The sequence below is a fragment of the Paenarthrobacter sp. TAF1 genome (assembly GCF_052113825.1).
GTDB classification, from domain to species: domain Bacteria; phylum Actinomycetota; class Actinomycetes; order Actinomycetales; family Micrococcaceae; genus Arthrobacter; species Arthrobacter nicotinovorans.
Genome location: NZ_JBFRDO010000002.1, coordinates 279181 through 301984, shown reverse-complemented (window position 1 = coordinate 301984; position 22804 = coordinate 279181). Strand labels below are relative to the sequence as shown.

19 protein-coding genes are annotated in these 22804 nt (G+C 64.4%); 13 read left to right on the top strand and 6 right to left on the bottom strand.

The window, feature by feature from the left end:
- Positions 1-44: 44 nt before the first annotated feature.
- The 3 genes from AB4Y81_RS03520 to AB4Y81_RS03510 all read left to right on the top strand — a co-directional run bounded on the left by AB4Y81_RS03520 (position 45) and on the right by AB4Y81_RS03510 (position 4190).
- Positions 45-1109, top strand: coding sequence for a hypothetical protein (locus tag AB4Y81_RS03520; RefSeq protein WP_441995282.1), 1065 nt, complete (start codon positions 45-47; stop codon positions 1107-1109).
- A gap of 98 nt (positions 1110-1207) precedes the next feature.
- Positions 1208-2842, top strand: coding sequence for a beta strand repeat-containing protein (locus AB4Y81_RS03515; RefSeq protein WP_441995280.1), 1635 nt, complete (start codon positions 1208-1210; stop codon positions 2840-2842).
- Positions 2843-2972: 130 nt separating this feature from the next.
- Positions 2973-4190 (top strand): MFS transporter, encoded by a 1218-nt coding sequence (locus AB4Y81_RS03510; protein WP_018776857.1) that lies wholly within the window; start codon positions 2973-2975, stop codon positions 4188-4190.
- A 91-nt stretch (positions 4191-4281) separates the two neighbouring features.
- On the opposite strand, the gene AB4Y81_RS03505 is transcribed toward AB4Y81_RS03510, so the two are convergent.
- A complete protein-coding gene (locus AB4Y81_RS03505; RefSeq protein WP_441995278.1) occupies positions 4282-5619 on the bottom strand; it encodes an acyltransferase family protein in 1338 nt (445 codons plus the stop codon).
- A gap of 208 nt (positions 5620-5827) precedes the next feature.
- Between AB4Y81_RS03505 and AB4Y81_RS03500 the strand changes: the two genes are divergently transcribed.
- Complete coding sequence (locus AB4Y81_RS03500) at positions 5828-6073, top strand: hypothetical protein (protein ID WP_082924569.1); 246 nt, start codon at positions 5828-5830, stop codon at positions 6071-6073.
- Between the two features lie 67 nt (positions 6074-6140).
- Here the strand turns inward: AB4Y81_RS03500 and AB4Y81_RS03495 are convergent, their stop codons facing one another.
- The gene (locus AB4Y81_RS03495; RefSeq protein ID WP_064721517.1) at positions 6141-7052 is read right to left on the bottom strand and encodes a phosphatase PAP2 family protein; all 912 of its coding nucleotides are present in this window, start codon (positions 7050-7052) and stop codon (positions 6141-6143) included.
- A 154-nt stretch (positions 7053-7206) separates the two neighbouring features.
- On the opposite strand from AB4Y81_RS03495, the gene AB4Y81_RS03490 reads away from it, so the two are divergent.
- From AB4Y81_RS03490 to AB4Y81_RS03475, 4 genes are read left to right on the top strand one after another with little or no spacing between them, the layout of a single operon-like run.
- Positions 7207-8625: an ABC transporter substrate-binding protein gene (locus AB4Y81_RS03490; protein WP_441995276.1), complete on the top strand. Its 1419-nt coding sequence runs from the start codon at positions 7207-7209 to the stop codon at positions 8623-8625.
- On the top strand, positions 8622-9587 hold the full coding sequence (locus tag AB4Y81_RS03485; protein ID WP_082010223.1) for a carbohydrate ABC transporter permease: 966 nt from the start codon (positions 8622-8624) through the stop codon (positions 9585-9587). Before AB4Y81_RS03490 ends, AB4Y81_RS03485 begins: the two co-directional genes overlap by 4 nt.
- A gap of 8 nt (positions 9588-9595) precedes the next feature.
- On the top strand, positions 9596-10468 hold the full coding sequence (locus AB4Y81_RS03480; RefSeq protein ID WP_441995275.1) for a carbohydrate ABC transporter permease: 873 nt from the start codon (positions 9596-9598) through the stop codon (positions 10466-10468).
- Between the two features lie 28 nt (positions 10469-10496).
- Positions 10497-11909 (top strand): glycoside hydrolase family 32 protein, encoded by a 1413-nt coding sequence (locus tag AB4Y81_RS03475; RefSeq protein ID WP_441995273.1) that lies wholly within the window; start codon positions 10497-10499, stop codon positions 11907-11909.
- 105 nt (positions 11910-12014) lie between these two features.
- Here the strand turns inward: AB4Y81_RS03475 and AB4Y81_RS03470 are convergent, their stop codons facing one another.
- Genes AB4Y81_RS03470 through AB4Y81_RS03460 form a run of 3 tightly spaced genes read right to left on the bottom strand, consistent with a single transcriptional unit; the run spans position 12015 to position 14344 of the window.
- The gene (locus tag AB4Y81_RS03470) at positions 12015-13064 is read right to left on the bottom strand and encodes a LacI family DNA-binding transcriptional regulator (RefSeq protein WP_055971451.1); all 1050 of its coding nucleotides are present in this window, start codon (positions 13062-13064) and stop codon (positions 12015-12017) included.
- A gap of 60 nt (positions 13065-13124) precedes the next feature.
- Positions 13125-13718: a DUF2510 domain-containing protein gene (locus tag AB4Y81_RS03465; RefSeq protein WP_441995272.1), complete on the bottom strand. Its 594-nt coding sequence runs from the start codon at positions 13716-13718 to the stop codon at positions 13125-13127.
- The gene (locus AB4Y81_RS03460; protein WP_441995271.1) at positions 13715-14344 is read right to left on the bottom strand and encodes a DUF2510 domain-containing protein; all 630 of its coding nucleotides are present in this window, start codon (positions 14342-14344) and stop codon (positions 13715-13717) included. Before AB4Y81_RS03460 ends, AB4Y81_RS03465 begins: the two co-directional genes overlap by 4 nt.
- 104 nt (positions 14345-14448) lie before the next feature.
- Here AB4Y81_RS03460 and AB4Y81_RS03455 point away from each other — a divergent pair, with 104 nt between their 5' ends.
- The 5 genes from AB4Y81_RS03455 to AB4Y81_RS03435 all read left to right on the top strand — a co-directional run bounded on the left by AB4Y81_RS03455 (position 14449) and on the right by AB4Y81_RS03435 (position 21904).
- Positions 14449-15042, top strand: a complete 594-nt coding sequence (locus AB4Y81_RS03455) for a hypothetical protein (protein WP_055971462.1) — start codon at positions 14449-14451, stop codon at positions 15040-15042.
- Between the two features lie 60 nt (positions 15043-15102).
- Positions 15103-16122: an o-succinylbenzoate synthase gene (locus tag AB4Y81_RS03450; protein ID WP_441995269.1), complete on the top strand. Its 1020-nt coding sequence runs from the start codon at positions 15103-15105 to the stop codon at positions 16120-16122.
- A gap of 75 nt (positions 16123-16197) precedes the next feature.
- Positions 16198-18288 (top strand): PhoX family protein, encoded by a 2091-nt coding sequence (locus tag AB4Y81_RS03445; RefSeq protein ID WP_441995267.1) that lies wholly within the window; start codon positions 16198-16200, stop codon positions 18286-18288.
- An 809-nt stretch (positions 18289-19097) separates the two neighbouring features.
- The gene (gene menD / locus AB4Y81_RS03440; protein WP_441995265.1) at positions 19098-20798 is read left to right on the top strand and encodes a 2-succinyl-5-enolpyruvyl-6-hydroxy-3-cyclohexene-1-carboxylic-acid synthase; all 1701 of its coding nucleotides are present in this window, start codon (positions 19098-19100) and stop codon (positions 20796-20798) included.
- A 152-nt stretch (positions 20799-20950) separates the two neighbouring features.
- Positions 20951-21904, top strand: coding sequence for a hypothetical protein (locus AB4Y81_RS03435; RefSeq protein ID WP_018776843.1), 954 nt, complete (start codon positions 20951-20953; stop codon positions 21902-21904).
- 100 nt (positions 21905-22004) lie between these two features.
- On the opposite strand, the gene AB4Y81_RS03430 is transcribed toward AB4Y81_RS03435, so the two are convergent.
- A complete protein-coding gene (locus AB4Y81_RS03430) occupies positions 22005-22799 on the bottom strand; it encodes an amino acid ABC transporter ATP-binding protein (RefSeq protein WP_018776842.1) in 795 nt (264 codons plus the stop codon).
- Positions 22800-22804 lie beyond the last annotated feature (5 nt).

Here is a 22804-nt window from a genome sequence, read left to right as displayed (position 1 = left end):
GGATGAAGGCGACCAATGGTTCGCGACTACCTGGGGGTGTCGAGATGAGGGGTTCGCGCGTTTTTCCGCGTGCTGCCAGCATTCTCCGCTCCGTCATGGTCGCGGGTGCCGGTACCGCAATCTGGATGGCGCTCTCAGCCACCGCTGCAAATGCGGACGCGGGTCCTGCCGAAAAGAACCTCTTGGAGAGCACGACGTCATCGAGCTCCATCAGCATTCCGCTTCCCGACGTAGCCCTGCCGGCCGCCGTCAAGGGCTTGCTGCCGGCCGATCACCTCAACGTCCCCGTGCCTGCCGTCACGCCCGTGGTGCAGCACGCGGGCGGCACAGTGGACCAGGCAATAGGCGCCGTGCCGGTGGTCAACCAGGTCCTCCAAGGGGACACTGCAGGAACAGTCGTGAACACCGTGCTCGTTCCGGCTACAGATACCGTGGACCGCACGGTTGACGTCGTTGTCCCGCCGGTGAACTCAGCCCTGGAAACCGTGCGCCTGGAACCTGTGACCGATGTGCTCAACCCCGTGGTGGAGCCGGTCGTGGGCGTGGTCGATGCTGTTCTGCCACCCCTCGATTCCGTGGTTCCACCGGTGACCCTTCCACCCGTGGTGGTGCCTCCGGTTGCCGTCCCTGCGGAGGAGGTCCCGGCTGCACCCGTTACCAGTGGGTCAATACCTCCGGCCGGACTGGACGCCGGCACCTCGCCGGGGACCGACGTCGTAATTCCAGCTGACCCGGCCACAAGTGCCCCGGCTGAACAAAGCCAACCTTCGGAACCGTCCGCGGCTGCGGGGACCGCGCTCGATGCTTCTCCATGGGTGATGTCCACCCGTAGCTTCGGCCCCACGGGAATCACCGCGGTGCTTGGCGCCTCGTCGTCGTCCGCTGATCCGGCAACGCAACCCGGTCTGCCGGGTGACCGCGACACGGTCCCATCAGGCCTCGCAGGCGGCGGTTCCGCCGGGTCTTCCAACGGTCCGCCAAACCCGGCGGCAGCGTTCCTTGCCGCCGCCCTGATCATCCCTGCCGACACACTTCCTGGCCTCGCAACGGCCAGCGACGAACAACATCCCAAGCCGGTTTCATTCGATCCCGGCTCCTCTCCTGACTAGGTCCCCAGCCTTGCTGCACCGACTTTCGCGGCAGACGGCACTACAGACGATCCGTCATCGGACGTCTCCGGGAACAAGACCTTCAGGAGAAAAAGACCATGAACACGACCATCCGCAAGTGCCTGATCGGCACCTGCTTTGCCGGGGGCATGATTGTCCTCAGCGCCACCGCAGCCAACGCCGCGGATACCACCAGCGGCAAAGACGGACTTCTGTCCGGCACGCAAGTGGTGGCGCCAGTAACCGCGCCCATCAACCTCGGCGCAACCTCTTTGGGCCTGGTGGGGGACTCGGCAGCAACCAGTTCTGCCACACCTGCTGCAACTTCGGGTTCAGCACCCGCAGCCACCACCAACGGTTCCAACGGCATCGGATCCGGGACGCAAGTCCTAGCCCCGGTAACGGTGCCCGTAAACCTGGGCTCGTCGTCAGTGGGTCTGCTGGGGGGCTCCACTGCGGCGAGCTCAGCCACACCTGCCGCCCCGGCCGGGGCAACAAGTTCGACGCCGGCAGCAACCACCGGCGGCGCCGACGGTATCGCCTCGGGAACCCAGGTTGTCGCACCGGTGACGGTCCCCATCACGGTGGGGTCGACGTCGGCCGGCGTACTCGGTGACTCGGCAGCAACTTCAGGATCAGCAGCTCCTGCACAGGCCCAAGCGCCCGCGCAGGCAACAACGTCGGGGGGAGAGGGTATCGCGTCCGGCGCTCAGGTAGTGGCTCCGATTTCGGTCCCTGTTAACATCGGAGCCACTGCCGTGGGTGTGGCTGGGGATTCTGCAGCTACGTCCAGCGGTGGAGGTTCAGCTGCTTCTCCGGCCGGCACCGGTTCGGGTGCTTCGACGTCCGGGTCCGAGGGCATTGGTTCGGGGACCCAGGTTGTTGCTCCGATTACCGCTCCCGTGAGCGTTGGTTCAACCTCTGCTGGCGTGCTGGGTGATTCCTCGGCCACGTCCGGTTCCAACGGCTCCACGGGTGGTTCGGCTCCTGCCGCTTCGGGTGCCTCGACGTCGGGATCTGATGGCATTGGTTCGGGGACGCAGGTTGTTGCTCCGATTACTGCTCCGATCAGCCTCGGTGCTACCTCGGCCGGGCTGTTGGGTGATTCGTCAGCCTCGTCCGGTTCCAACGGCTCCACCGGCGGCACGACCGGCACCACGCCGGGTGCCTCCACGTCAGGATCCGACGGACTCCTTGCAGGCACCCAGGTGATCGTTCCGATCGCCGCCCCCGTAAGCATTGGCTCGACTTCGGTAGGCATCGGTGGCGGTTCTGCCGGTAACGTAACACCTCCCGTTGTTACCCCTCCGGTTGTTACCCCTCCGGTTGTTACCCCGCCGGTTGTCACCCCTCCGGTCGTCACTCCTCCGGTAGTCACCCCGCCGGTTGTTACTCCTCCGGTTGTTACCCCGCCGGTAGTCACCCCTCCGGCCGAGTCCCCGATCACCGGAAGCCCCTCGACGGGCGGAGAACCTGGCGTTGACGAGCCCGTTGCCGGCGCCGTGACCGGAAGCGTCACTGGCGGAAGTATCGTGACCGCAGGCAGCGTCCACTCGGCTGTTGGCACCAAAGGTTCGGTGACCGCGGCAGCTTCCACCGCCGTCGGAAATGCCAAAACCCTGGCCGCTACGGGACTGGACGGCAGCTTCGCACTCTGGGCAGGAGCGTTGCTCGTGATGGGCCTGGTCCTGACCGCCCTTGGTCGTCGGAAGGCAGCAGCCATCCGCAGCTAGGGCCGAGTGGTAATTCCGCTTCGCATGTAGTTGTTGCGGCTCCGGTCTTCGGAGCCGCAACAACWGCGCGCCGCACCCAAGGCAGGGTGCGCGGTCAGTGAGGCTCTTGACGAGTTCTAGGATGAAAGGGATGACCACCACCCAAGCAGACAAGAACTTCAGCCTTCGCAGCATTGCGCTTCCGGCCTTCGGGCCCGCTCTGCTGTTCTGTATAGGCGAGGGGGCGGTCCTGCCGGTCATTGCGCTCTCGGCCCGGGAGCTGGGCGCTTCGGTGGCTGTGTCGGCGTTGATCGTGACGCTCATTGGGCTCGGCTCGTGGATCTTCAACATTCCGGCGTCGATCATCACCGAGAAGTTTGGCGAACGGTGGTCAATCGTTGGCGCCGGTGCCTTGGGAGCCATGGCCTTGGGCGCTGCGGCTTTTGCCCCGCAGGTGGAGCACGGACTCTGGTTGCTCGCGGCGTCCATGACGTTGGTGGGCATGTCCGCAAGTGTCTTCAACCTTGCCCGGCAGAAGTACCTCACCGAGGCCGTGCCAGTCATCTTCCGCGCCCGGGCGCTGTCCACTCTGGGCGGTGTCACCAGGATCGGCATCTTCATTGGACCGTTCATTGGTGCCGGCGTGATGCAGTTCGCGGGCATCAGTGGTGCGTACTGGGTGGGGTTCGCGGGAATGATGGCGGCGGCTGCCTTGTCGCTCACCATCCCGGATTTGGTCGCCCCCGACACGTCCGACGGCGGTCCGCGCCCTCCGGCGTCGACGCTGCGGAGCGTAGCGGTGTCGCACGCGGGGGTGTTCCTGAGCGTCGGTTTCGGCATCCTGCTGCTGAGCGCACTGCGGGCTTCGCGCCAGGTAGTCATCCCACTGTGGGCCGATCATCTGGGCCTCGACGCCACCCATGCTTCACTGCTGTTCGGCTTGTCCGGAGCGATCGACATGCTGGTCTTCTACCCGGCGGGGAAGCTCATGGACAGGAAGGGCCGGCAATGGGTAGCGATACCGTCCACGGTGATCATGGGGTCGGCACTGATCCTGATCCCGTTCACGGCTGGTTTTGTCCCGTTGCTCCTGGTTGCACTGCTGATCGGCTTCGGCAATGGCATCAGTTCCGGATTGATCATGACGCTGGGCGCAGACTTCTCGCCGGACAACGGGCGGAGCCATTTCCTGGGAATCTGGCGTTTCATCGCGGACTCTGGCGCCACCGGGGGACCCGTGCTGTTATCGGGGCTGACTGCTGCGGTCTCGCTCTCGGCAGGCATCTGGGCCACAGGAATACTGGGTTTCGCAGCGGCAGCGGTGTTCGCCGTCGCAATTCCGCGGCTGAAGCACCGCCGCAACTACTGAAGCGCGAGCCTTCGCTACCAACTTTTATCGTGTCCTCGCCTCAAATCAACCCCATTAGGTTGTTTCGGCGCCGATCCCGCCCCAAAGTAGGTCAGGAAGCCACGCGTCCCGCAAGCGGACGCTTCCACGCCCGGTCCGGCACCTTGCCCGTCACCAATGCCACAGCGATCACCAGCAGCACCAGCCCCCACGTCGCGTTCGCTGTGTCGAGGGCCGTCCGCATCACCGCAAAGGGCGGAATGACAGCCAGAACAGTGGCAGTGATGATCCGCCACATCGCCGGCCCCGACGCACCCGGGGCCAGGGCAGTGCTTGCAAGTTCCAGCCGGACCAGCGGCATGGAGGCCAGCAGCACCAGGGCCCACGCTGCCACATAGAAGAGGGGACGGCTGAGCCACCAATCCAAGCCCGCAGGCTCAGGGAACGGAAGCCGCAGCAGCAATGCGATCCCGAACATGGCAATGATCAACGGCAGGTGCCACAGGTAGATGGTCATGGCCCGGCTGCCCACAACGAACATCACTTTCTGCACCCAGCCACGATGCACGCAGCGTTGCAGGGCCGGGTACGCAGCCTTGACCAGCAGCACATGCGCCAGGCCCACAAGGATCAGCGGAAACATCGGCGGGTTCTGGTTGGTCAGCATATCCACCGGGTACGGGCCTGCGTGGGTGAGCAGAGCCATCGCCGCCCAGCATCCAAGCGCAGCCAAAACCAACTGCCAGCGGGCAAAGCGTTCGAAAAACCCGTCGGCGTAGAAGAATCCAAGCTGCTGCAGCAGTCCCCAAACGAACACCATGTTCAGCAGCCCGATCGGGTTGGAGTCGAAACCCCAGGGATTGCGCTCCAGGCCCAGGCGAAGGACATCGACGACGACGGCGCCCGCGGCCAACGCGGCGATGGTCCGGTAGGGCGCGGCTTCGTGGAGCTTGGCCATGGTGGGGACCATGGCCTGGCAGATCAGGTAGGCGGCAAGGAACCACAGCTGTACTCCTGCTCCTGCCGCGATCACGGTGAGCAGATCGCCCGGGACGCCGGCCGCCGTCGCAATCCAGAGCGCAATGGCGAGGAACGCGTACAACGCAACCGTAGGACGAACCAGGCGCAGCACACGGTTCCTTAGGTAGTCGCCGGCATCGCCTCCCTTGCGGCGCAGGCTCCGCCACGAGGTCAAGGAGGCGAAACCGCCGACGATGAAGAAGAGCGGCATGACCTGACCGAACCATGTGCCTTGAGCAAACCAGCTCAGGGAAGTCAGCGGATTGCCGACGCCGATGCCGGATTCGTCCACGCTGATGCCCATCATGAGCAGGTGCACGGCCACCACGGCGAACATGCAGGCAACCCGGATGAAGTCGACCACCAGGTCGCGTGAGGCAGGGGCGGCCGGGTTGAGACCGCGAGGGCCGTGCTTAAGAGTGGAAGACATGGGAGCTCCTGGAGTTAACCGCTGTTTGTCCATCGAATGGAGTAACTCTAGCGCATGCGATCACATCCGTCGACGTCATTCGCGGAAACGTTGCGTCTTACCGGGTCAGGATTGCCGCTGCCGGGCGTAGCCTTGATGGGAGGGCCCGGCCAATTTCCCGAGTTTGAGGCAGTGCATTGAGGGTCCCGCCACATCCCACCAATCAAGAATGGCAGCGCTGATCACTATGCACATCAGGGAATTTTGGAATCAGCTTTCTTCCGAAACGCAGCAATGGCTCATCAACAATCCCGGCAGTGTCATCGTGCCGCGGACAGTCACGGCAATCATCAAGGGGCAGACGGGTGAGGACGGTGCCGTAGACGGACACGGGGGCACGGTGCTTACGGATGAGGACCGCGCCTTCATCCGGGAACAGGCCCGCCGGACCCGCAGCGAAGCTGTCGAGGGCTGAGCCGTTCGGTGGGCGGGCGCCGTCGTCGGGTTTTAGGCCTTACGGGGGGCTTTAGGCCTTAAGGGGGTTAGGCCTTGCGGGCCGCCAAGCCGAACAGCCATGTACCGCCGAGCGCTGAAAGATATCCGGCGATCACGATGAAGGCCGTGCCCGCCCAGAAGTAGTCGATGGTGCTGTCCGCGCTGAGTCCGGGCATCACCTGGAGCAATGAATAGGCGGCCACCATCAAGGCGGCCAGCAATGCGGCGACGGTGAGCCAGACCCAGATCCGGGAGGCGGCCCAATGCTCGCCGTAGCCCTTCCACACGTTCCATGTGCTGCCTGTCCGCAGGACCAGCCATCCCGCCGGCAGCATTACTGCGCCCACCACCAGGAACGCGGCGATGACGTCGGCGGGGCGGTGCCATTGGTTGATGAGGGTGGAGACTCCGGTAGCCACCGCGAAGGTGCTTCCGAGGAAACCAGCCAGTGGACGCCAGCGTGGGGACACCATGAGGAAGACGGCTGCCGCGGCGGAGGCGGCCAGGGTGGTGTGCCCTGACGGGAGCGAGTTCAGTTCCAGTGTCTGCACGCCGCGGTCGGGCCGGTCGGGGATGAAGAATTTGAGGATTTGGGTGGCCAGGTTGGCGGCGACGCATGCAGCCACGGCGATCCCCGCGGCCTTCCAGCGGCGGCGCGCCACCGTTACGAAGAGCACCATGATGGTGGCTATTGCCAGCGAGAGCATGGGGAGCATGTCCAGGAATTCCGTGGAGGCACGGCCGGCGGTTCCGCTGAGGGCTGTCGCTTCGACCAGTGCCGACTCGTCGATGAACTGTCCAGGCGTAGTGCGCACAAAGAAGTAGTACGTCGCGACGAGGCCCACGATGCTTGCGGCCGTGGCCAGGCAGAAGAGGAAGCCTGTGCCTGCGCCTGCGTCGCGTGCTGGAAGCGGCCGTTTGCTCGACCTCCCGCTGGTGCGGAATTGCTGGGAACTCATTCTGACTAGACTGCCACAATTCGCTGGACGCCTCATGTGAGCTCCTCCCGCGCGTTGCGGGGTTAGTGAGCCACAAGCAACATTCCTGTGACACTTGACACGTGTTAGGCGCTCGTCATACGCTTCCTAACACGTGTTAGGGAAGGAAATCTACATGTCGGGAACCAATGGGGCTTTGCGCGAATTCACACGTAGAAGTGCCCTCACAGCCCTCGGCGCCGGGATCGTTGGAGTCACTGCGGCATCGTGGCCGCGCCTGACCGGGGCCGATATCCCAGGCCGGGGCGACAACAGCCTCAGCATCGCCATCATGGGCACCGCCGCAGACGCCGCAGCCCGCCAGAAGGTCATCGACGCCTTCGCGAAGGTCCACCCGGAAATCAAGGTCAAGGTCCAGGCCATCCAGGCAGTGGACTGGAAGGACTTCTTCACCAAGATCCTCACCATGGTGGCAGCAGGCACTCCGCCGGACGTCGTCTACGTCGCAACCGAAGGCGCCCAGCTGTTCGCCGAGAAGTTGGYACACCCGCTTGACGAGTACCTTCGCCGGGATGCCGACCACATGAAGGAGTACTTCGCGGACGTCCACCCCAGCCTGGTGGAAGCGTTCATGTACAAAGGCAGCCTGTTCCAGCTTCCCATCGACTGGAACGCCGCCAACATGTACTACAATACCACCGCACTCGGGCAGGCTGGCCTGGACAGGCCGGCCGACGACTGGACCCACACCGACTTCCGGGCCACCCTCGCGGCCATGAAGAAGGCCAACCCCAAGGACTTCACGCCGTACTACTGGACCAACCGCCTGTTCGGCGGCGTGGTCCCGTGGCTCTACGCCAACGACACCAGCTTCCTCAAGGAAACCAAATCCGCGGGCGGCGAATGGCTGTGGGACGGCTTCTACGCCAACGACCCCTCGCGCGGCCTCCGCTCCGGCGGCTACCAATGGCTGGAACCCAACGCCGACGATCCCCGGGTCTTCGAATCCTTCGACTACCTCCGTGGACTGGTCAAGGACGGCCTTGGCGTCCGGCCCGAGGAAGGCGGCGGAAGCGCACTGATCGGCCTCTTCGCCTCCAACAGGATAGGTACGACGCCGGCAGGCGGCTATTGGGTCCAAGGCCTCCATGAAGCGGGGATGACAGAGGACGAATTCGATGTCCAGTTCTTCCCGAAATGGCGGACACAGCGGCACCAGTTCGGCACGGCAGGCTACGCGATCATGAAGACCGCCAAGGACAAGGACGCAGCCTGGGAATGGGTGAAGTTCAGCTCCAGCCTGGAGGCCATGCGGATCGTGTTCCCCACACCAAACACCACCCCCGCCCGCCGCTCCATGGTCAATGATCAGCTCTATGCAGGAACCGGTCCACGGAACTGGAAGGTCTTCTACGACACCTTGGACAAGTTCCCCACCACAGGTCCCATTCCGGCGCCACCCCAGCAGGCCGCCGTCGAGACCGCCCTGATGAAAAACGTAAGCCTGGCTGTCAGCGGCGACGAGCGCCAACTCAAGGACGCTCTCAACTCCATGCAGCGCGACCTTGAACTGGCCCTGAGGAGGCAGCCATGAGTACCGCAACCAGTACCTCCACGGGGACGGGAAGTGAGCCGGGCCGCCGGCAAGCGGCCCGTAAGAACGCACAGGGGACCAAGCGCGGCCGTGTGCAGCAGCGCTGGCTGCCGTGGGCCTTCCTGGCCCCGACCATCGCGGGCATGGGCATCTTCACCCTGCTCCCGATCGTCGCTTCGATCGCGCTGGCCTTCTTCCGCTGGGACATCATCTCCGCGCCGACGTTCGTTGGCTTCGACAACTTTGCCGAGGTAGTCCAGGACCCCACCGTCCGGGTCTCGTTCCTGAACACCATCGTGTTCGTGGTGGTGGCGGTGGCGCTCCAGCTGGGACTGGCGCTCGGCCTGGCGATCATGGTGCAGGAGAAGCTCCCGGCCTGGCTGCGGGTGTTCTTCCGCTCTGCATTCTTCTTCCCGCTGATCCTGTCCGCGGCCTCGGTGTCGATCTTCATGCGCTACCTCTTCAACGAGCAGTTCGGCGTCGTGAACTGGTTGCTGTCCATCGTCGGCATCCCCGCGGTGCCTTGGCTGACGACGCCAGGCGGGTCGGCCGCCGTCGTGATCCTTGTGTACGTGTGGCAGAACTTCGGGTTCTCGTTCCTGCTGTTCATCGGCGGGCTGGCTTCCATTCCCGTGGAGACGTACGAGGCCGCCTCCATCGACGGCGCGACGGGCTGGCGCAAGCACTGGTTCGTCACCCTGCCCCTGCTGAGCCCCACCACCCTGGTGGCCTCGGTCATGGCCATCATCAACGCACTCCAAGTGTTCGACCAGCCCTACGTCCTCACCCGCGGCGGGCCCGGCGACTCAACGCGCACAGCAGTGATGGTGATCTTCGAGTCCGCGTTCCAACGCCTCGAGTTCGGCCAGGCTTCGGCGATCGGCGTGATCCTCACGCTCATCATCATGGCCATCACCGCCGCGCAGTTCCGGCTCAGCAAACGATTCGTCTTCTACCAGTAAGGCCCGCCATGACAACCATTCAAGAACGTGTCACCACCACGGAGCCTGTCGTCACGCGGAAGAAGCGCGATTGGTCAGTGGCCGTACGCGTCGTCGTCTTGCTGATCGCGTCCGTCTTTGTCCTGGGCCCCGTGCTGTGGACGCTGTCCACCTCGCTGCGGCCGCCGTCGGAATCCTTCAAGCTGCCGCCCGCATTCCTGCCGCTGAACCCGGACCTGACCTCCTACGAGCAAGTGTTCAAACAGCTCAACATCGCGGCCCTGGTAGTGAACAGTGCCCTGGTGACCGGGCTGATCGCCGTCGGGCAGATGATCACAGCCGCCCTGGCAGGCTACGCGTTCGCACACCTGAAATTCCGGGGACGCGGCGCGCTCTTCTCCATCGTGCTGGCCACCATGATGGTGCCCGCGCAGGTGACGATCGTGCCGGTCTTCATGCTCATCCGTGGAGTAGGTCTCTCCGACACCTTGCTGGCGCTGATTATTCCGGCCATCCCGACGGCGTTCGGCACCTTCCTGATGCGCCAATACTTCATGGGGTTGCCGGGTGAGCTCGCTGAAGCGGCAGCCATCGACGGAGCCTCGCCATGGCGGACCTTCCGCTCCGTCTACGCGCCGCTGGCCATGCCCGGCCTGGCGATCGTGGGCATCCTGGCGTTCAACTTCCACTGGAACGAGTTCTTCAGGCCCCTCATCATGACCATCTCCGAGCAGAACTTCACCCTGCCGCTGGGACTGGTGTCGCTCCAAGGCAACCTCGGCACCGGAAGCATTTCAGTGGTCCTTGCCGGTGTTGTCCTCTCCATGATTCCCGCGCTGGTGGTGTTCATGTTCGGCCAGCGCGCGCTGCAGGACGGGCTCACCGCAGGCACGGGCAAGTAGTTTCCCACTCACTCTGAAAGGTGTTCCGTTGACGGACCTTGCCCTTGACTCTCTCTCCTCAGCTACGACACATCCGGATGCGGCGTTCCCGCGCTTCCACCCGCGGCCGGCGCAGGGCTGGATCAACGACCCCAACGGCGTCAGCTACATCAACGGCCGCTACCACGTGTTCTTCCAGTACAACCCGGACTCCGCCCGGCACCAGCAGATCCAGTGGGGACATGTCAGCTCTCCGGACTTGGTCCGCTGGGAAGAGCACCCGGTTGCACTCGTTCCCCAGGCCGGTGGACCGGACTCCGCCGGGTGCTGGACCGGCGTGGTGACTTCCGACGACGGAGTGCCCACCGCAGCCTACTCGGGTGTTCAGGACCACGGAGGGCATTCGCAGGTTGTGATCGCGCGCGGCTCCTCGGATCTGGTCACGTGGAAGCAGGACGGGCACGTTGCCGTGTCCATGCCTTCCGACCCGCTGGTTACCGCCGTCCGCGACCCGTTTATCTTTCACTTCAACGGTGCCCGCTACGCCATGCAGGGAGCCGGACTGGCAGACGGTCGCGCCGCCTTGCTGCTCTACACGGTGGAGTCCCTGGACGACTGGAAGTACCAGGGGATTTGGCTGACCACGGCTGACCCCGTAGCGGCTGTCCACACACCGGCTGAGATCTGGGAATGCCCGCAGCTGGTGCAGGTTCCCGCATCTTCGGGTGGCTCCGCATGGGTCATGATGTTCTCGCTGTGGCTCTCCGGGGACGACCACGAGCACGCGAACGGCGTGGGCCACCTGATCGGTTCCATGACCTCGGATCCCGACACCGGTTTGCCCGTTTTCGTACCCGTGTCCGGCGGCAAGTCCGATCTCGGCCGGGACTTCTACGCTCCGCAGATCATGCAGCTCCAGTACGGTTCCGCTGATTCTGCGCCTGCGGCTCTCTTGTGGGGATGGGCCAACGAAGGCCCCGGACGCGACGGCCGGCGCGGCCGCACCCAGGAAGAAATCGACGACGCCGGGTGGTCGGGTGTCCTGACGCATCCTCGCGTTGTGTCGGTGGTTGACGGCGCGCTGGCAATCACTCCTGCGCCCGAGGTTGAGGCTTACCGGGGCACTGCCGTGGCTTCCGGTGCTGGCGGATCCGTGGCGCTTCCGGGGTTCGCCGAGGTGCTGGTTCGGGGTGCCGGGGCCGGGTCTTTGGGGGCCGGGGCGGGGTCTTTGGAGGCCGTGCAGTTGGTCCTTGGTTCAGGGGACCACGCACAGGTGGTCTACTCAGGTCCCTTGGTCAGGGAGTTGCGGATCTTCATTGATGCATCCCTGGTGGAGGTGTACCAGTCCGGGACCGTTGCCACCACCCTCCGGGCCTACCCGGCTCCAGGGGAAGGCTGGACCCTCAACCTCCCCGACGGCGCGACTGCCGAGGTCTGGGAGCTGGCGCTGCCCGCCGAGTAATCCTTCACATTGCGGGGCCCGGTCTGCGGTCTATCCCTGTCTTTTGGGGCGCAGATCGGGCCCCGCATTGTTGGGCCCAGCAATGCACGGGCCTCATTGTTCAGCTCAGTGTGGTGCCGGACCGGTCGACTCACGCACCACCAAGCGGCAGGGGACCATCGTCTCCATGGTGCGTGCCGCCGTCGTGCCTTCACCGCCCTCGATGGTGTCCAGCAGGGTGGTCATGGCCGCGCGGCCGATTTCACGCAACGGCAGGGCCATGGTGGTGAGGGCCGGGACCATGGTGTCCGCGATGCGGGCTTCGTCGTCGTAGCCCATGATGGACAAGTCCCGGGGGACACTTAGGCCCAAACGGGCTGCAGCCAGGGCAACGCCGACAGCCAAGCGGTCATTTGCGCACATGATGGCCGTCGGGCGATCAGCCGGGGACACGCCGTCGAGCAGTTTCATGGCGCCGTGGTAACCGGCATCGATGTCCCATCCCGCCATGAAGACCCGCTCGTCGCGGAACGGAACTCCGGCCAAGGCGTGGGCATCCCGGTATCCCTGGACGCGGAGCGGCGCTGCGGGAGAATCCTCGGAGCCGGCGAGCAGCGCGATGTCCCGGTGCCCCCATTGCAGCAGATGCTCCGTGGCCTCCCTGCCGCCGGTGATCTCGTCGGGAATGACGTGGTGGAGCTGCGGTTGCGGATGTTCGTCATAGCAATTGGCCAGCACGGACGGTATGCGGAGCATCCCCTGCGGGATCTCGATCGGTTTCAGGCCGACAGTGACGTACATGAGGCCGTCCACCTGCCGGTCCAGAAGCGTCTCGATTGCGCTCGCATCCCGGGCAGTGTCGCGCTCGGTGTCCATGACGAGAGTTACGAATCCACGGCTGCGGGCGATGTCGTCCGCCCCGCCGATGATGTTGCCGTCGAACGGGCTCACCACTACTTCGTCGGACAGGATGCCGATAACCCTGGACCGCTGGTTCCGGAGGCTCAGCGCGATGGCGTTGGGGGAGTAGTTCAGCTCCTTGGCGGCCTGTCGAATGCGGTCCTGGCTCTCCTTGGCCACGTTCCCGTCACCGCGCCCGTTGAGCACCAGCGAGACCGCGCTCCTGGAAACCCCCGCCCTCTTGGCGACGTCCAGTGCGGTGGCCTTGCGGTTCATGGGCTTCCTCTCCTGCCGGTTACTCAGCAGTCTACCTAACGCGTGTGAGGGTGCGGTCTGTCAGGTTGGGTAGCCCAGTTCTGAGAACACAGCCTGCATGAAAGAGAGCGATTTGACGGCCCCGGCAACCAGGTAAATGCCCCACGCGGCAATGATGACTGCGATTGGCCAGCGTCCACGGCGTGGGCCCACCTTGTGGAGGATCACCGCCCTGCCGATGACATAGGGCACTCCGCCAAGAAACGACCACGCCCAAGGGAAAGGGCGCACGACGCCGCGGCGGGCAAGCCATCTGTAGTCAAAGGCAGCGAGCAGCACGGTTGCACAGTAGGTAACGGCCAGCCCGATCAGGATCAGGAAGTAGGTCGTTGAGAAGGCGTAGCCGGGATCGATGGAGGCATAGCCGCTGCTGTTAATGTACGGACGGACGTCCACACTCCACGTCAGCATCATGGCGCCCACGCCAAAAGGCAGGCAGGCGATGAGCCAGATGAAAGGGTTCTCAACGCCCTGGTCCTTGCCAAGCAACGGGCGTTGGGCGGGCGTCGGTTGGAATGCGGGCGGTCCCACGCGGTCCGTCCAACCGGTGCCGTTCCACCAGCGCAAACAGCGGGGATCAGCCGGGTCGGGATACCATCCCGGCGCTGCCGTCACGTGGTGACCGAGTATCCGAACTGGTTGTACATCGACTGCATGAAGTTGGACATCCAGATGCCCGATACCACCAAGCTGATCACAAACACGGCAATGGTTGCCCAGATCGGCCACAAGCCTCTCTTGGGGGCGACCTTATTGACGATGACCGAACGTCCAATCACGTAAACAACGGAATTGAGGAACGCCCAAGCCCAATGGAAAGGACGCTCGACGCCGGACTTCAGCAGGCGCTGACGGTCCAGGTACGCGAAGAACACCGACAGTCCGTAGGAGACGAAGCCCGACCCCAGGAGCAGGAAGTACGCCGGGGTGTAAATGGAGAAGGGATCAACGGTAGTGACGCCCTGCCGGGTGGTGATCATCCTGAATTCCGGCTGCCAGGTCAGCATGAAAATGACCGAGACAAGCGGCAGGAACGTGATGACCCAAATGAAAGGGTTGTACACAGGAGTTTGCGCACTTATCTGCGGACGTGGCTGAGGAACCGGCGCCTGGTACTGCATGGTGCGCGGAGCCTGCTGGGCAGTCCACGCAGTGCCGTCCCACCAGCGCACGAACCTCGGGTCCGAAGGGTCGGGGTACCAGCCGGCAGGAGTTGTGGAACCGGGCATTGATTGAGTCATGTTTCCCCCCACGTTGTGTTGTGACTTCGAGAATATCGCGGTTGCCGTCTCTCGGTTATCAGGCGACCTTCCCCAGAGGTTATGTGGCGGTGTAAGCATGAATAATGAGCTTCTTTGACGACCTCCCCGAGCCCCCTGTCCGGCAACCCCTGACACAGCCGGCTCAGCCGGAATGGTCGGGGCCGCCGTCGGGCGAACTGCCCGGTGTAGTGTCCCCCGGCGGCTTTGTACTCCGCGGTGCCAACGCGGTGGTGGCGCTGAAAATGGTGGAAGTCTTCTCTACGGGATGCCTCTTGGACCTCGTATGGTGTGTTCGGCGCTCAAACGAATCCGACCAGGAGTGGCGGGACGTCATGGAACGGAGCTTCCAGCGACCCGGGCTGCCGGGAATCATGATCGGGGCAGGGCTCCCGGACGGGCGCAAGGCGTTTGCCGGGGCAACAAGGCCATCCATGTTCGAAGGTTCCGAAGAGGTTACGGGGCCGGTTCTCGTGGAATGGGGAGGTGCCGGGGGCAGTGCCGGGGATCAGCAGGCAGAAGGCTCTGCACGGTATTGGCTGTGGCCGTTGCCTGCAGAGGGGGAGCTGAAAATCGTTGCAAAGTGGGATAACCAAGGGTTGGCCGAAAGCACCTTGACAGTGCCCGGTGAACGTTTGGCAACGGCACGGGAAGAAGTGCGCGGGTACTGGTCGGAGTAGTTGTCCACATAGCCCGTTCCGCTTGTCCTGGGCCGAAAAGGCCGCCGGTACAGTGGCACTATGCCTGTTCGCCTTCCTGATCTCCAAGAACTTCTCGATTCCGCCTACGTCGTCTCGTTGCCCATGCGCGTGAAGTTCCGCGGCATCATGGAGCGCGAGACCCTCCTGTTGCGCGGACCGCTCGGCTGGGGAGAGTTCTGCCCTTTCCCGGAATACGACGACGACGAATCCTCCCGCTGGTTGGCGGCCGCCTTGGAAGCGGGCTGGCTTGGGTTCCCGGAAGCGTTGCGGGACGTAATACCGGTGAACGCGACGGTCCCCGCGGTTTCGGCTGACCGCGTCCCGGAGGTACTCGCCCGGTTCGGTCGCGTAGATGCAGTCAAGATCAAAGTCGCTGAAAAAGGACAGCAACTCGCCGATGACCTGGCGCGGGTAGTTGCCGTGCGCGAGGCCCTTCCCGATGCCGCCATCCGGGTGGACGCCAACGGGGGCTGGGACGTGGACCAGGCAGTGGACGTGCTGGGGAAGCTATCAGCTGTCGGCTTGGAGTATGCAGAACAACCCGTGCCGACCATTGACGGCCTGGCGGAAGTCCGCCGCAGGCTCTCTTCGGCGGGAACACCGGTCCTCATCGCCGCGGACGAGAGTGTTCGCAAGGAAGATGATCCCCTGCGCGTGGCACGGGCCGGCGCCGCCGACCTCATCGTGGTCAAGGTTGCCCCACTCGGAGGAGTACGCCGCGCCTTGGACATTGTCCAGCAAGCCGGGCTGCCCGCCGTCGTCAGTTCCGCACTCGACACGTCCGTAGGTATCCGGGCGGGCCTTGCCCTCGCGGCTGCCCTTCCGTCGCTGCCGTACGCCTGTGGTTTGGGCACCGTTTCGCTGTTCGCGTCGGACATCACCGTGGATCCCCTGGTGGCCGACGACGGCGCCATCCGCTTGCGGGACACGGCCGCGGATACCGGGCTGCTTGAGCAGTACGCAGCTTCGGCGGAGCGCCGGGACTGGTGGCTGGACCGCCTGCGACGCGTCCACTCCGTCCTTGCCGGGAACCAGCACCGTTTGTTCACCGGGTCTTAACCGGAGGGACCTCTCAGCTTTGGATTCCGCTGAAAGGCTCAGCGGGAACCTCGTACACACTCTGGAAGGTCCCCCATGTCTGAAACCACCGGACGCACGTTTCCGCTGCTCCCCATGCTCGGCCACACCAAAGGCAAGCGCAGCGCCGTAACCTGCGCACTCAAGTGTGACAACGCCTGTGCCGGCGATGTCTGCAACACCAGCGCCAACGGCTACTTCCGCGACATCGCCTCCACGGCCATGTCCCGCCGCGCCGCCCTGGGCCTCGGCGCGGCAGGTGCGCTCGCCGTCGTTCTTGGTGGTGCCGTAACCTGTGCTGACTCTGCAGTCGCCGATTCGGGCAACGGACTGTCCAACGCCGCCAAGAAGGGCTTCGAGAAGTCCAAGCTTCAGTTCACGGCCATCAAGCCGGTCGACGCCGCCGTCGACGCTTTCACCGTTCCCGAGGGCTTCGGCTGGAACCCCATCATCCGATGGGGAGACCCGCTGTTCGCCGACTCACCGGCTTTCGATATCACCAAACAGACAGCTGCCGCCCAGGCCCGTCAGTTTGGTTACAACAACGACTACACGGACATCCTGCCGATCCCGGGCTCCAAGGACCGCCGTGCCGTTCTCTTCACCAACCACGAGTACACGAACGAGAACATCATGCTGCCGGTCGGCTTCGACGCAGCAGAAGCCCGTGCCATCGGCCGGGCCGCCCACGGCCTGGCCGTCGTGGAGCTCGAGCGCAAGAACAAGAACAAGCCGTGGAGCTACGTCCAGGGTGCTGCCCTGAACCGGCGCTTCCTCACCGACACTGTGTACGAACTGACCGGTCCCGCCGCCGGTACCAACCTCGTCAAGACCATCGATGATCCCGCGGGCCGCTGGATCAAGGGCACCCTGGGCAACTGCTCCGGTGGCACCACGCCGTGGGGCACCATCCTCTCCGGCGAGGAAAACTTCAACGGCTACTTTGCGACACCTGGAACCAGCGACGCGGACAAGCGCTACGGCCTGTCCTCGAAGCCAACCACCCGCCAGTGGGAGCTCGACGAGCCGCGCTTCGACACCCGCAACTCCGGCTACGCCAACGAAAGCAACCGCTTCGGCTGGATCGTGGAAGTTGATCCGTTCGACCCCACCTCCACGCCGAGGAAGCACTCCGCCATGGGCCGCTTCAAGCACGAGGGCGCCAACGTCATTCTTGCTCCGGACGGCCGCGTTGTTGCCTACATGGGCGACGACGAGCGCTTCGACTACCTCTACAAGTTTGTCTCCAAGGGCAAGTACCAAGCGGGTGACTCCAAGGCAGCACGCAAGAACAACATGAGCCTGCTCTCCGAAGGCGACCTGTATGTCGCCCGCTTCACGGGCGACTCGCCTGCGGCCGAGATTGATGGCACCGGCAAGGTCCCCGCCGACGGAGCCTTCGATGGTTCGGGCGAATGGTTGCCCTTGGTTGTCGGCGGCGCCTCAGCAGTTCCCGGCATGTCCGTGGCAGAAGTTTTGGTGTACACGCGACTGGCGGCTGACAAAGTCGGCCCCACCAAAATGGACCGTTGCGAAGACGTTCAGCCCAACCTGCGCACCGGCAAGGTCTACGTGGCCTGCACCAACAACTCGGACCGCGGCAAGGCAGGCAAGGAAGGGGCGACGGAGGTCAACCCGCGCACCCTCAACCGGGACGGCCACATCGTCGAGATCACCGAAGGCAAGGAGCAGACCGGCACCAAGTTCAACTGGACCCTGCTGCTGGTGGCCGGTGATCCCGCCAAGAACAACTCCACGTACTTCTCCGGATTCCCGGCCAACAAGGTGTCGCCGATTTCCTGCCCGGATAACGTAGCGTTCGACTCCGTCGGCAACCTTTGGATTTCCACCGACGGCGCCCCGTCCACCATCGGCTACAACGATGGTTTGTTCAAGGTCACTTTGGAAGGCCCGGAGCGCGGCAAGGTAGAGCAGTTCCTGGCCGTTCCCCGCGACGCCGAAACGTGTGGCCCGATCGTCCACGACGAAGAGCGCACCGTGTTTGTCGCGGTCCAGCACCCGGGTGAGGAAGGCACGTTCGACGCGCCCCACTCATACTTCCCGGACTACGTTCCGGCCGGAGCCACCCCGGCTGCCGGCGCGGTTCGGGCACCCCGCCCTTCGATCGTGCAGGTGTTCCGCAAGTAACTGAAACCCCGAAACGCTCCCTTACCTCCTGGAGGTAGGGGAGCGTTTCTGCACCCCCCAACGCTTGCTCACGTCCCGGGTGTTTGGTCCCGACGCTTGCTCACATCCCTCGGGTTTGGTTCGGACGCTTGCTCACATCCCTTGGGTTTGGTTGGGACGCTTGCTCACATCCCTTGGGTTTGGTTCGGACGCTTGCTCACATCCCTTGGGTTTGATCCCGACGCTCGGTCATGTTCCTCGGGTTTGGTTCGGACGCTTGTTCACATCCCTTGGGTTTGGTTCGGACGCTTGCTCATGGTTCCCGATAACCACGGATCCACCGCTATTCCGACAGCCCCATTGGGACGTCAACGAAGGTCCCGCCAAACACCCGGGGCGTGAGCAAGCGTTTGGTGGGAAGGGCACGGGGAGTGAGCAAGCGTTTGGGGGAAACGCACGGGTTGTGAGTGAGGGAGAGGGGGAAGCGCACGGGTTGTGAGTGAGGGTTGGTGGGAAGGGCGCGGGGCGTGAGCAAGCGTTTGGTGGGAAGCGTCTGGAATGYGAGTGAGGGYTGGTGGGAAGGGCGCGGGGCGTGAGCAAGCGTTTGGTAGGAAGGGCGCGGGGAGTGAGCAAGCGTTTGGTGGGAAGCACCTGGAATGCGAGTGAGGGCTGGTGGGAAGGGCGCGKGGCGTGAGTGAGGGTGTGGGTGAAGGGGCCGGGTTGTGAGTGAGGGTGTGGGGGAAGGGGCCGGGTTGTGAGTGAGGGTGTGGGTGAAGCGCCCGGGATGTGAGCGAGCGATGGGGGACTGCAGCCCCCAATAGACTGGAACGGTGACTTCACAGGACTCTCTGACTTCCATCGCCGCCGCCCGGATCGCCGTTACTGCATTGCTCGACGGCGGCGTGCGGCACGCGGTGGTGGCCCCCGGTTCGCGGTCGGCGCCCATGGCCTACGCCCTCGCCGAGGCAGAAGCCGCGGGGCGGGTCCGCCTTCATGTCAGGATCGACGAGCGGGACGCCGGCTTCACCGCCCTGGGCCTGGCGCTCTCCACGGACGCCCCGGTCGCGGTCCTGACTACCTCGGGCACAGCCGTGGGGAACCTCCTGCCCGCTGTGATGGAGGCCAACCACTCGGCCGTTCCTGTGGTGGTCATCTCCGCCGACCGTCCCGAGGAACTGCACGGTACCGGGGCGAACCAAACCACCATCCAACTGGACCTTTTCGGCGATCACGTGCGCTTCGCCGTCGACGTCGCCGCGGGGGACAACCCGCAGAAGGCAGTTGCCACTGCGCTGTATGCAGCCACCGGTGCGCTGGAGGACACGCCGCCAGGTCCGGTCCAGGTGAACATCGCCTTCCGCGATCCGCTGACGCCCGAGACCGGGGATGCCCTGCCGGATGCGCAGGGACACGGCGTGTTCCATTACGACGCCGGACCGCAGGCTTTGGAGCTTCCGGCAGCATCCAGCGAACTTGCCGAGCGACGGACCGTGGTCCTCGCTGGCCATGACGCCGGACCGGTGGCGGAGGCCTTCGCCCGCGCGCACGGCCTTCCCTTGCTGGCAGAGCCGTCCTCGAACGCCCGCTTCGGCCCCAATGCCGTTGGTCCGTATCGTGTGCTGCTGGAGCACTTTGGTCCCGGTTCACCCGCTCCCATCGAGCGTGTTGTCCTCTTCGGCCGCGCCACCCTGTCCCGCCCCGTTGCGGCACTCCTGGCCCGCGAATCGGTGGCATCAGCGATCTACCAGCCCGTCCCGGTCGCTTGGTATGACGCCGGCCGACGCCGCGAAACGCCCATCGAAACCCTCCCGGAACTGGCCGCTTTCGCCGGCCGCGGCCCGACTGAATGGCTCGATACCTGGCTTCTCGCCGGCGCCGCGGCCCAACATGCGCTGGATGGCGTGCTCGCGGGGGAGAGCCTTGCCAACGGTCCGTCCGTAGGAGCCGCCGTTTGGGAACACTCCCGCGGCCAACTCGTCCTCGGCTCCTCCAACGGCATCCGCGACGTGGACCTCGCCGGCCATCCGCATCAGGGCCCGATCGCCACCGTGTACGCCAACCGTGGCCTCGCCGGCATCGACGGCACCATCGCCACAGCTACCGGAATCGCACTTGGCAGCGGACGCGAAACCACCGTCCTCCTGGGCGATGTCACCTTCCTGCACGACGCCGGGGGCCTGCTCCTGGGCCACGGTGAGCCGGTGCCCGACCTCCGCATCGTGGTGCTCAACGACTCCGGTGGCGCCATCTTCGCACTCCTCGAACACGGCGCCGTGGAAGACTCAGGCGCCTACGGCACCGCCGTCGAACGCCTCTTCGGTACCCCGCACTCAGTGGACATCGCGGCACTCGCGGCGGCGTACGGCGTCGGGCACCAAGCAGTAAGTACGACGGCGGAACTCGCCGATGCACTCAAGTCGCCCTTGAAAGGTCGCACCATAGTGGAGGTACGCGTGGACCGGGCGGGTCTGCGCGGACTCCATGCCCGGATCAAGGAAGCCATCAACGCCGCCGTGGGCCACGGAAACTGAGGCAGGCCACAGACACTGACGGGGGCCACCCAAATTTGGGTGTCGTCAGTCCGTTTTCCGGGCACTCAGCAGTTTGCGTGGCGAGCGGTGGGTTGTCCACATAGGCCAACTCTGCCCTCGTACCGCAGAAGCGTCCCACGAAGACTGTTGGAATGCGAAGGCTCCCCAAACTCATTCTCGCCAAGGACCTGTCCATCCTCGGAGGCAATTCCAGGCCATTGTCCATGGATGCAAAGGCCGGAAAGCTCGTCCGCATCAGGCACGGTGTCTACGTCGATGCCCCTCAATGGCAGAAGCTGGAGAGCTGGGAGCGGTACGCCCTGAACGTGGAAGCAGCAGCCGAGTGCTTAGCGGCTCCGACCATCTTCTCGCACCACTCGGCGGCGTCGATTCACGGAATCCCCACTATCCTGCGCCACCAGCCTGTTCATGCCCTGACGACTTACACCGGAGGAGGCCGTTCGCGTGCGGGGGTGAGACGCCACTTTGTAGCCGCAGGAAGCGAGCGGGCCCAGGAAGTCAACGGCTTCCTGGTCACAGACAGGATTCGGACCGTACTGGACATCGGTGCGTCGGTTCCGTTTGCCGAGGCCGTTGTCCCGGTGGATTTCCTGCTGAACAGAAAGCGAAACTCCCAGCCTGTAACCAAGGAGCAACTCTTGGACGGCATCAGCGGGACTTACTCCAAAGCAGCGGTCAGGCGAATCACAGCGGCAGTAAAGTTTGGTGCCGGGAACTCCGGTTCACCCGGCGAATCCTATGCCCGAGGCTTGATGCACGTCCTAGGATTCGAGACTCCTTTGCTGCAGTATGCGGTGAACACCTCAAGGGGAACGGTGTACACGGACTACTACTGGGAGGGGCTTGGGTTGGTTGGAGAATTCGACGGCCGCGAAAAGTACATGAAGCCGGAGTACTTGCAGGGACGTACGCCTTCCCAGGTCGTGATCGAAGAAAAGGCCCGCGAAGACGCCATACGCGCCACCGGCCGAAGAGTGTTCCGGCTCGTGTGGAGCGACCTGACGGTGAGCAAGCTGGAACGCGTGCTTGAGTCAGCCGGGGTTCCCCGCCGTCGTCGTGCTTCTGCAGGCCACCCAAATTCGTAGGCGAACCGGAAGCGGGWGGGCGACACCCAAATGTGGGTGTCGCCCTCCCGTTTCTGTGGCGCCATTCGATATGCGCGGCGCCAGCGGCGCCAGCGAAAAGCTACGCTTCCTCGACGCCGATGTGCGTCGGGTCAAGGACGCGGCGCAGGAATTCCTTGGTACGCGGCTGGGTGGGGGCGCTGATGACGTGCTCCGCCGGCCCTTCCTCCACGACAACGCCGGCGTCCATGAAGACCACGCGGTCGGCCACTTCGCGGGCAAAGCCCATCTCGTGGGTGACCACCAGCATGGTCATGCCTTCCTGGGCCAGCTTCCGCATGACCGCAAGGACGTCGCCCACGGTTTCAGGATCCAGTGCAGAGGTGGGCTCATCAAAGAGCATGAGCTTCGGGTCCATGGACAAAGCGCGTGCGATGGCCACGCGCTGCTGCTGGCCACCGGAGAGCTGGTCCGGGAAACGGTCGGCCAAGTGTCCCAGGCCAACGCGCTCAAGGTTGTGCCGCGCAACGTCGGCGGCTTCGGACTTGGAGCGCTTGAGCACTTTCATCTGCGAGATTGTGCAGTTCTCCAGCACGCTGAGGTGCGGGAACAGGTTGAAGTGCTGGAAGACCATGCCCACGCTTTGGCGCATCTTGTTGAGGTCCACGTCGGGGTCGGTCGCTTCGAACTCGCCCACGTTGATGGTGCCGGCGTTGGGGTGTTCCAGCAGGTTGACGCAGCGAAGAAGGGTGGACTTGCCCGAACCCGACGGTCCGATCAGGCACACAACCTGGCCGGGTTCCACGGTCAGTGAGATGCCCTTGAGGACCTCGTTGCTGCCGTAGGACTTGCGCAGGTCTTTGATGTTGACGCCGGCGGCGCGAACGGTGGCCGTGCTCCCAGTGGAGTTATTCATGACTG

Excerpts from the sequence above, each read along its gene's own strand:
- AB4Y81_RS03520 (WP_441995282.1), top strand. The coding sequence starts at position 45 with ATGAGGGGTTCGCGCGTTTTTCCGCGTGCTGCCAGCATTCTCCGCTCC.
- AB4Y81_RS03515 (WP_441995280.1), top strand. The coding sequence starts at position 1,208 with ATGAACACGACCATCCGCAAGTGCCTGATCGGCACCTGCTTTGCCGGG.
- AB4Y81_RS03510 (WP_018776857.1), top strand. The coding sequence starts at position 2,973 with ATGACCACCACCCAAGCAGACAAGAACTTCAGCCTTCGCAGCATTGCG.
- AB4Y81_RS03505 (WP_441995278.1), bottom strand. The coding sequence starts at position 5,619 with ATGTCTTCCACTCTTAAGCACGGCCCTCGCGGTCTCAACCCGGCCGCC.
- AB4Y81_RS03500 (WP_082924569.1), top strand. The coding sequence starts at position 5,828 with ATGGCAGCGCTGATCACTATGCACATCAGGGAATTTTGGAATCAGCTT.
- AB4Y81_RS03495 (WP_064721517.1), bottom strand. The coding sequence starts at position 7,052 with ATGAGTTCCCAGCAATTCCGCACCAGCGGGAGGTCGAGCAAACGGCCG.
- AB4Y81_RS03485 (WP_082010223.1), top strand. The coding sequence starts at position 8,622 with ATGAGTACCGCAACCAGTACCTCCACGGGGACGGGAAGTGAGCCGGGC.
- AB4Y81_RS03480 (WP_441995275.1), top strand. The coding sequence starts at position 9,596 with ATGACAACCATTCAAGAACGTGTCACCACCACGGAGCCTGTCGTCACG.
- AB4Y81_RS03470 (WP_055971451.1), bottom strand. The coding sequence starts at position 13,064 with ATGAACCGCAAGGCCACCGCACTGGACGTCGCCAAGAGGGCGGGGGTT.
- AB4Y81_RS03460 (WP_441995271.1), bottom strand. The coding sequence starts at position 14,344 with ATGACTCAATCAATGCCCGGTTCCACAACTCCTGCCGGCTGGTACCCC.
- AB4Y81_RS03455 (WP_055971462.1), top strand. The coding sequence starts at position 14,449 with ATGAGCTTCTTTGACGACCTCCCCGAGCCCCCTGTCCGGCAACCCCTG.
- AB4Y81_RS03450 (WP_441995269.1), top strand. The coding sequence starts at position 15,103 with ATGCCTGTTCGCCTTCCTGATCTCCAAGAACTTCTCGATTCCGCCTAC.
- AB4Y81_RS03445 (WP_441995267.1), top strand. The coding sequence starts at position 16,198 with ATGTCTGAAACCACCGGACGCACGTTTCCGCTGCTCCCCATGCTCGGC.
- AB4Y81_RS03435 (WP_018776843.1), top strand. The coding sequence starts at position 20,951 with ATGCGAAGGCTCCCCAAACTCATTCTCGCCAAGGACCTGTCCATCCTC.
- AB4Y81_RS03430 (WP_018776842.1), bottom strand. The coding sequence starts at position 22,799 with ATGAATAACTCCACTGGGAGCACGGCCACCGTTCGCGCCGCCGGCGTC.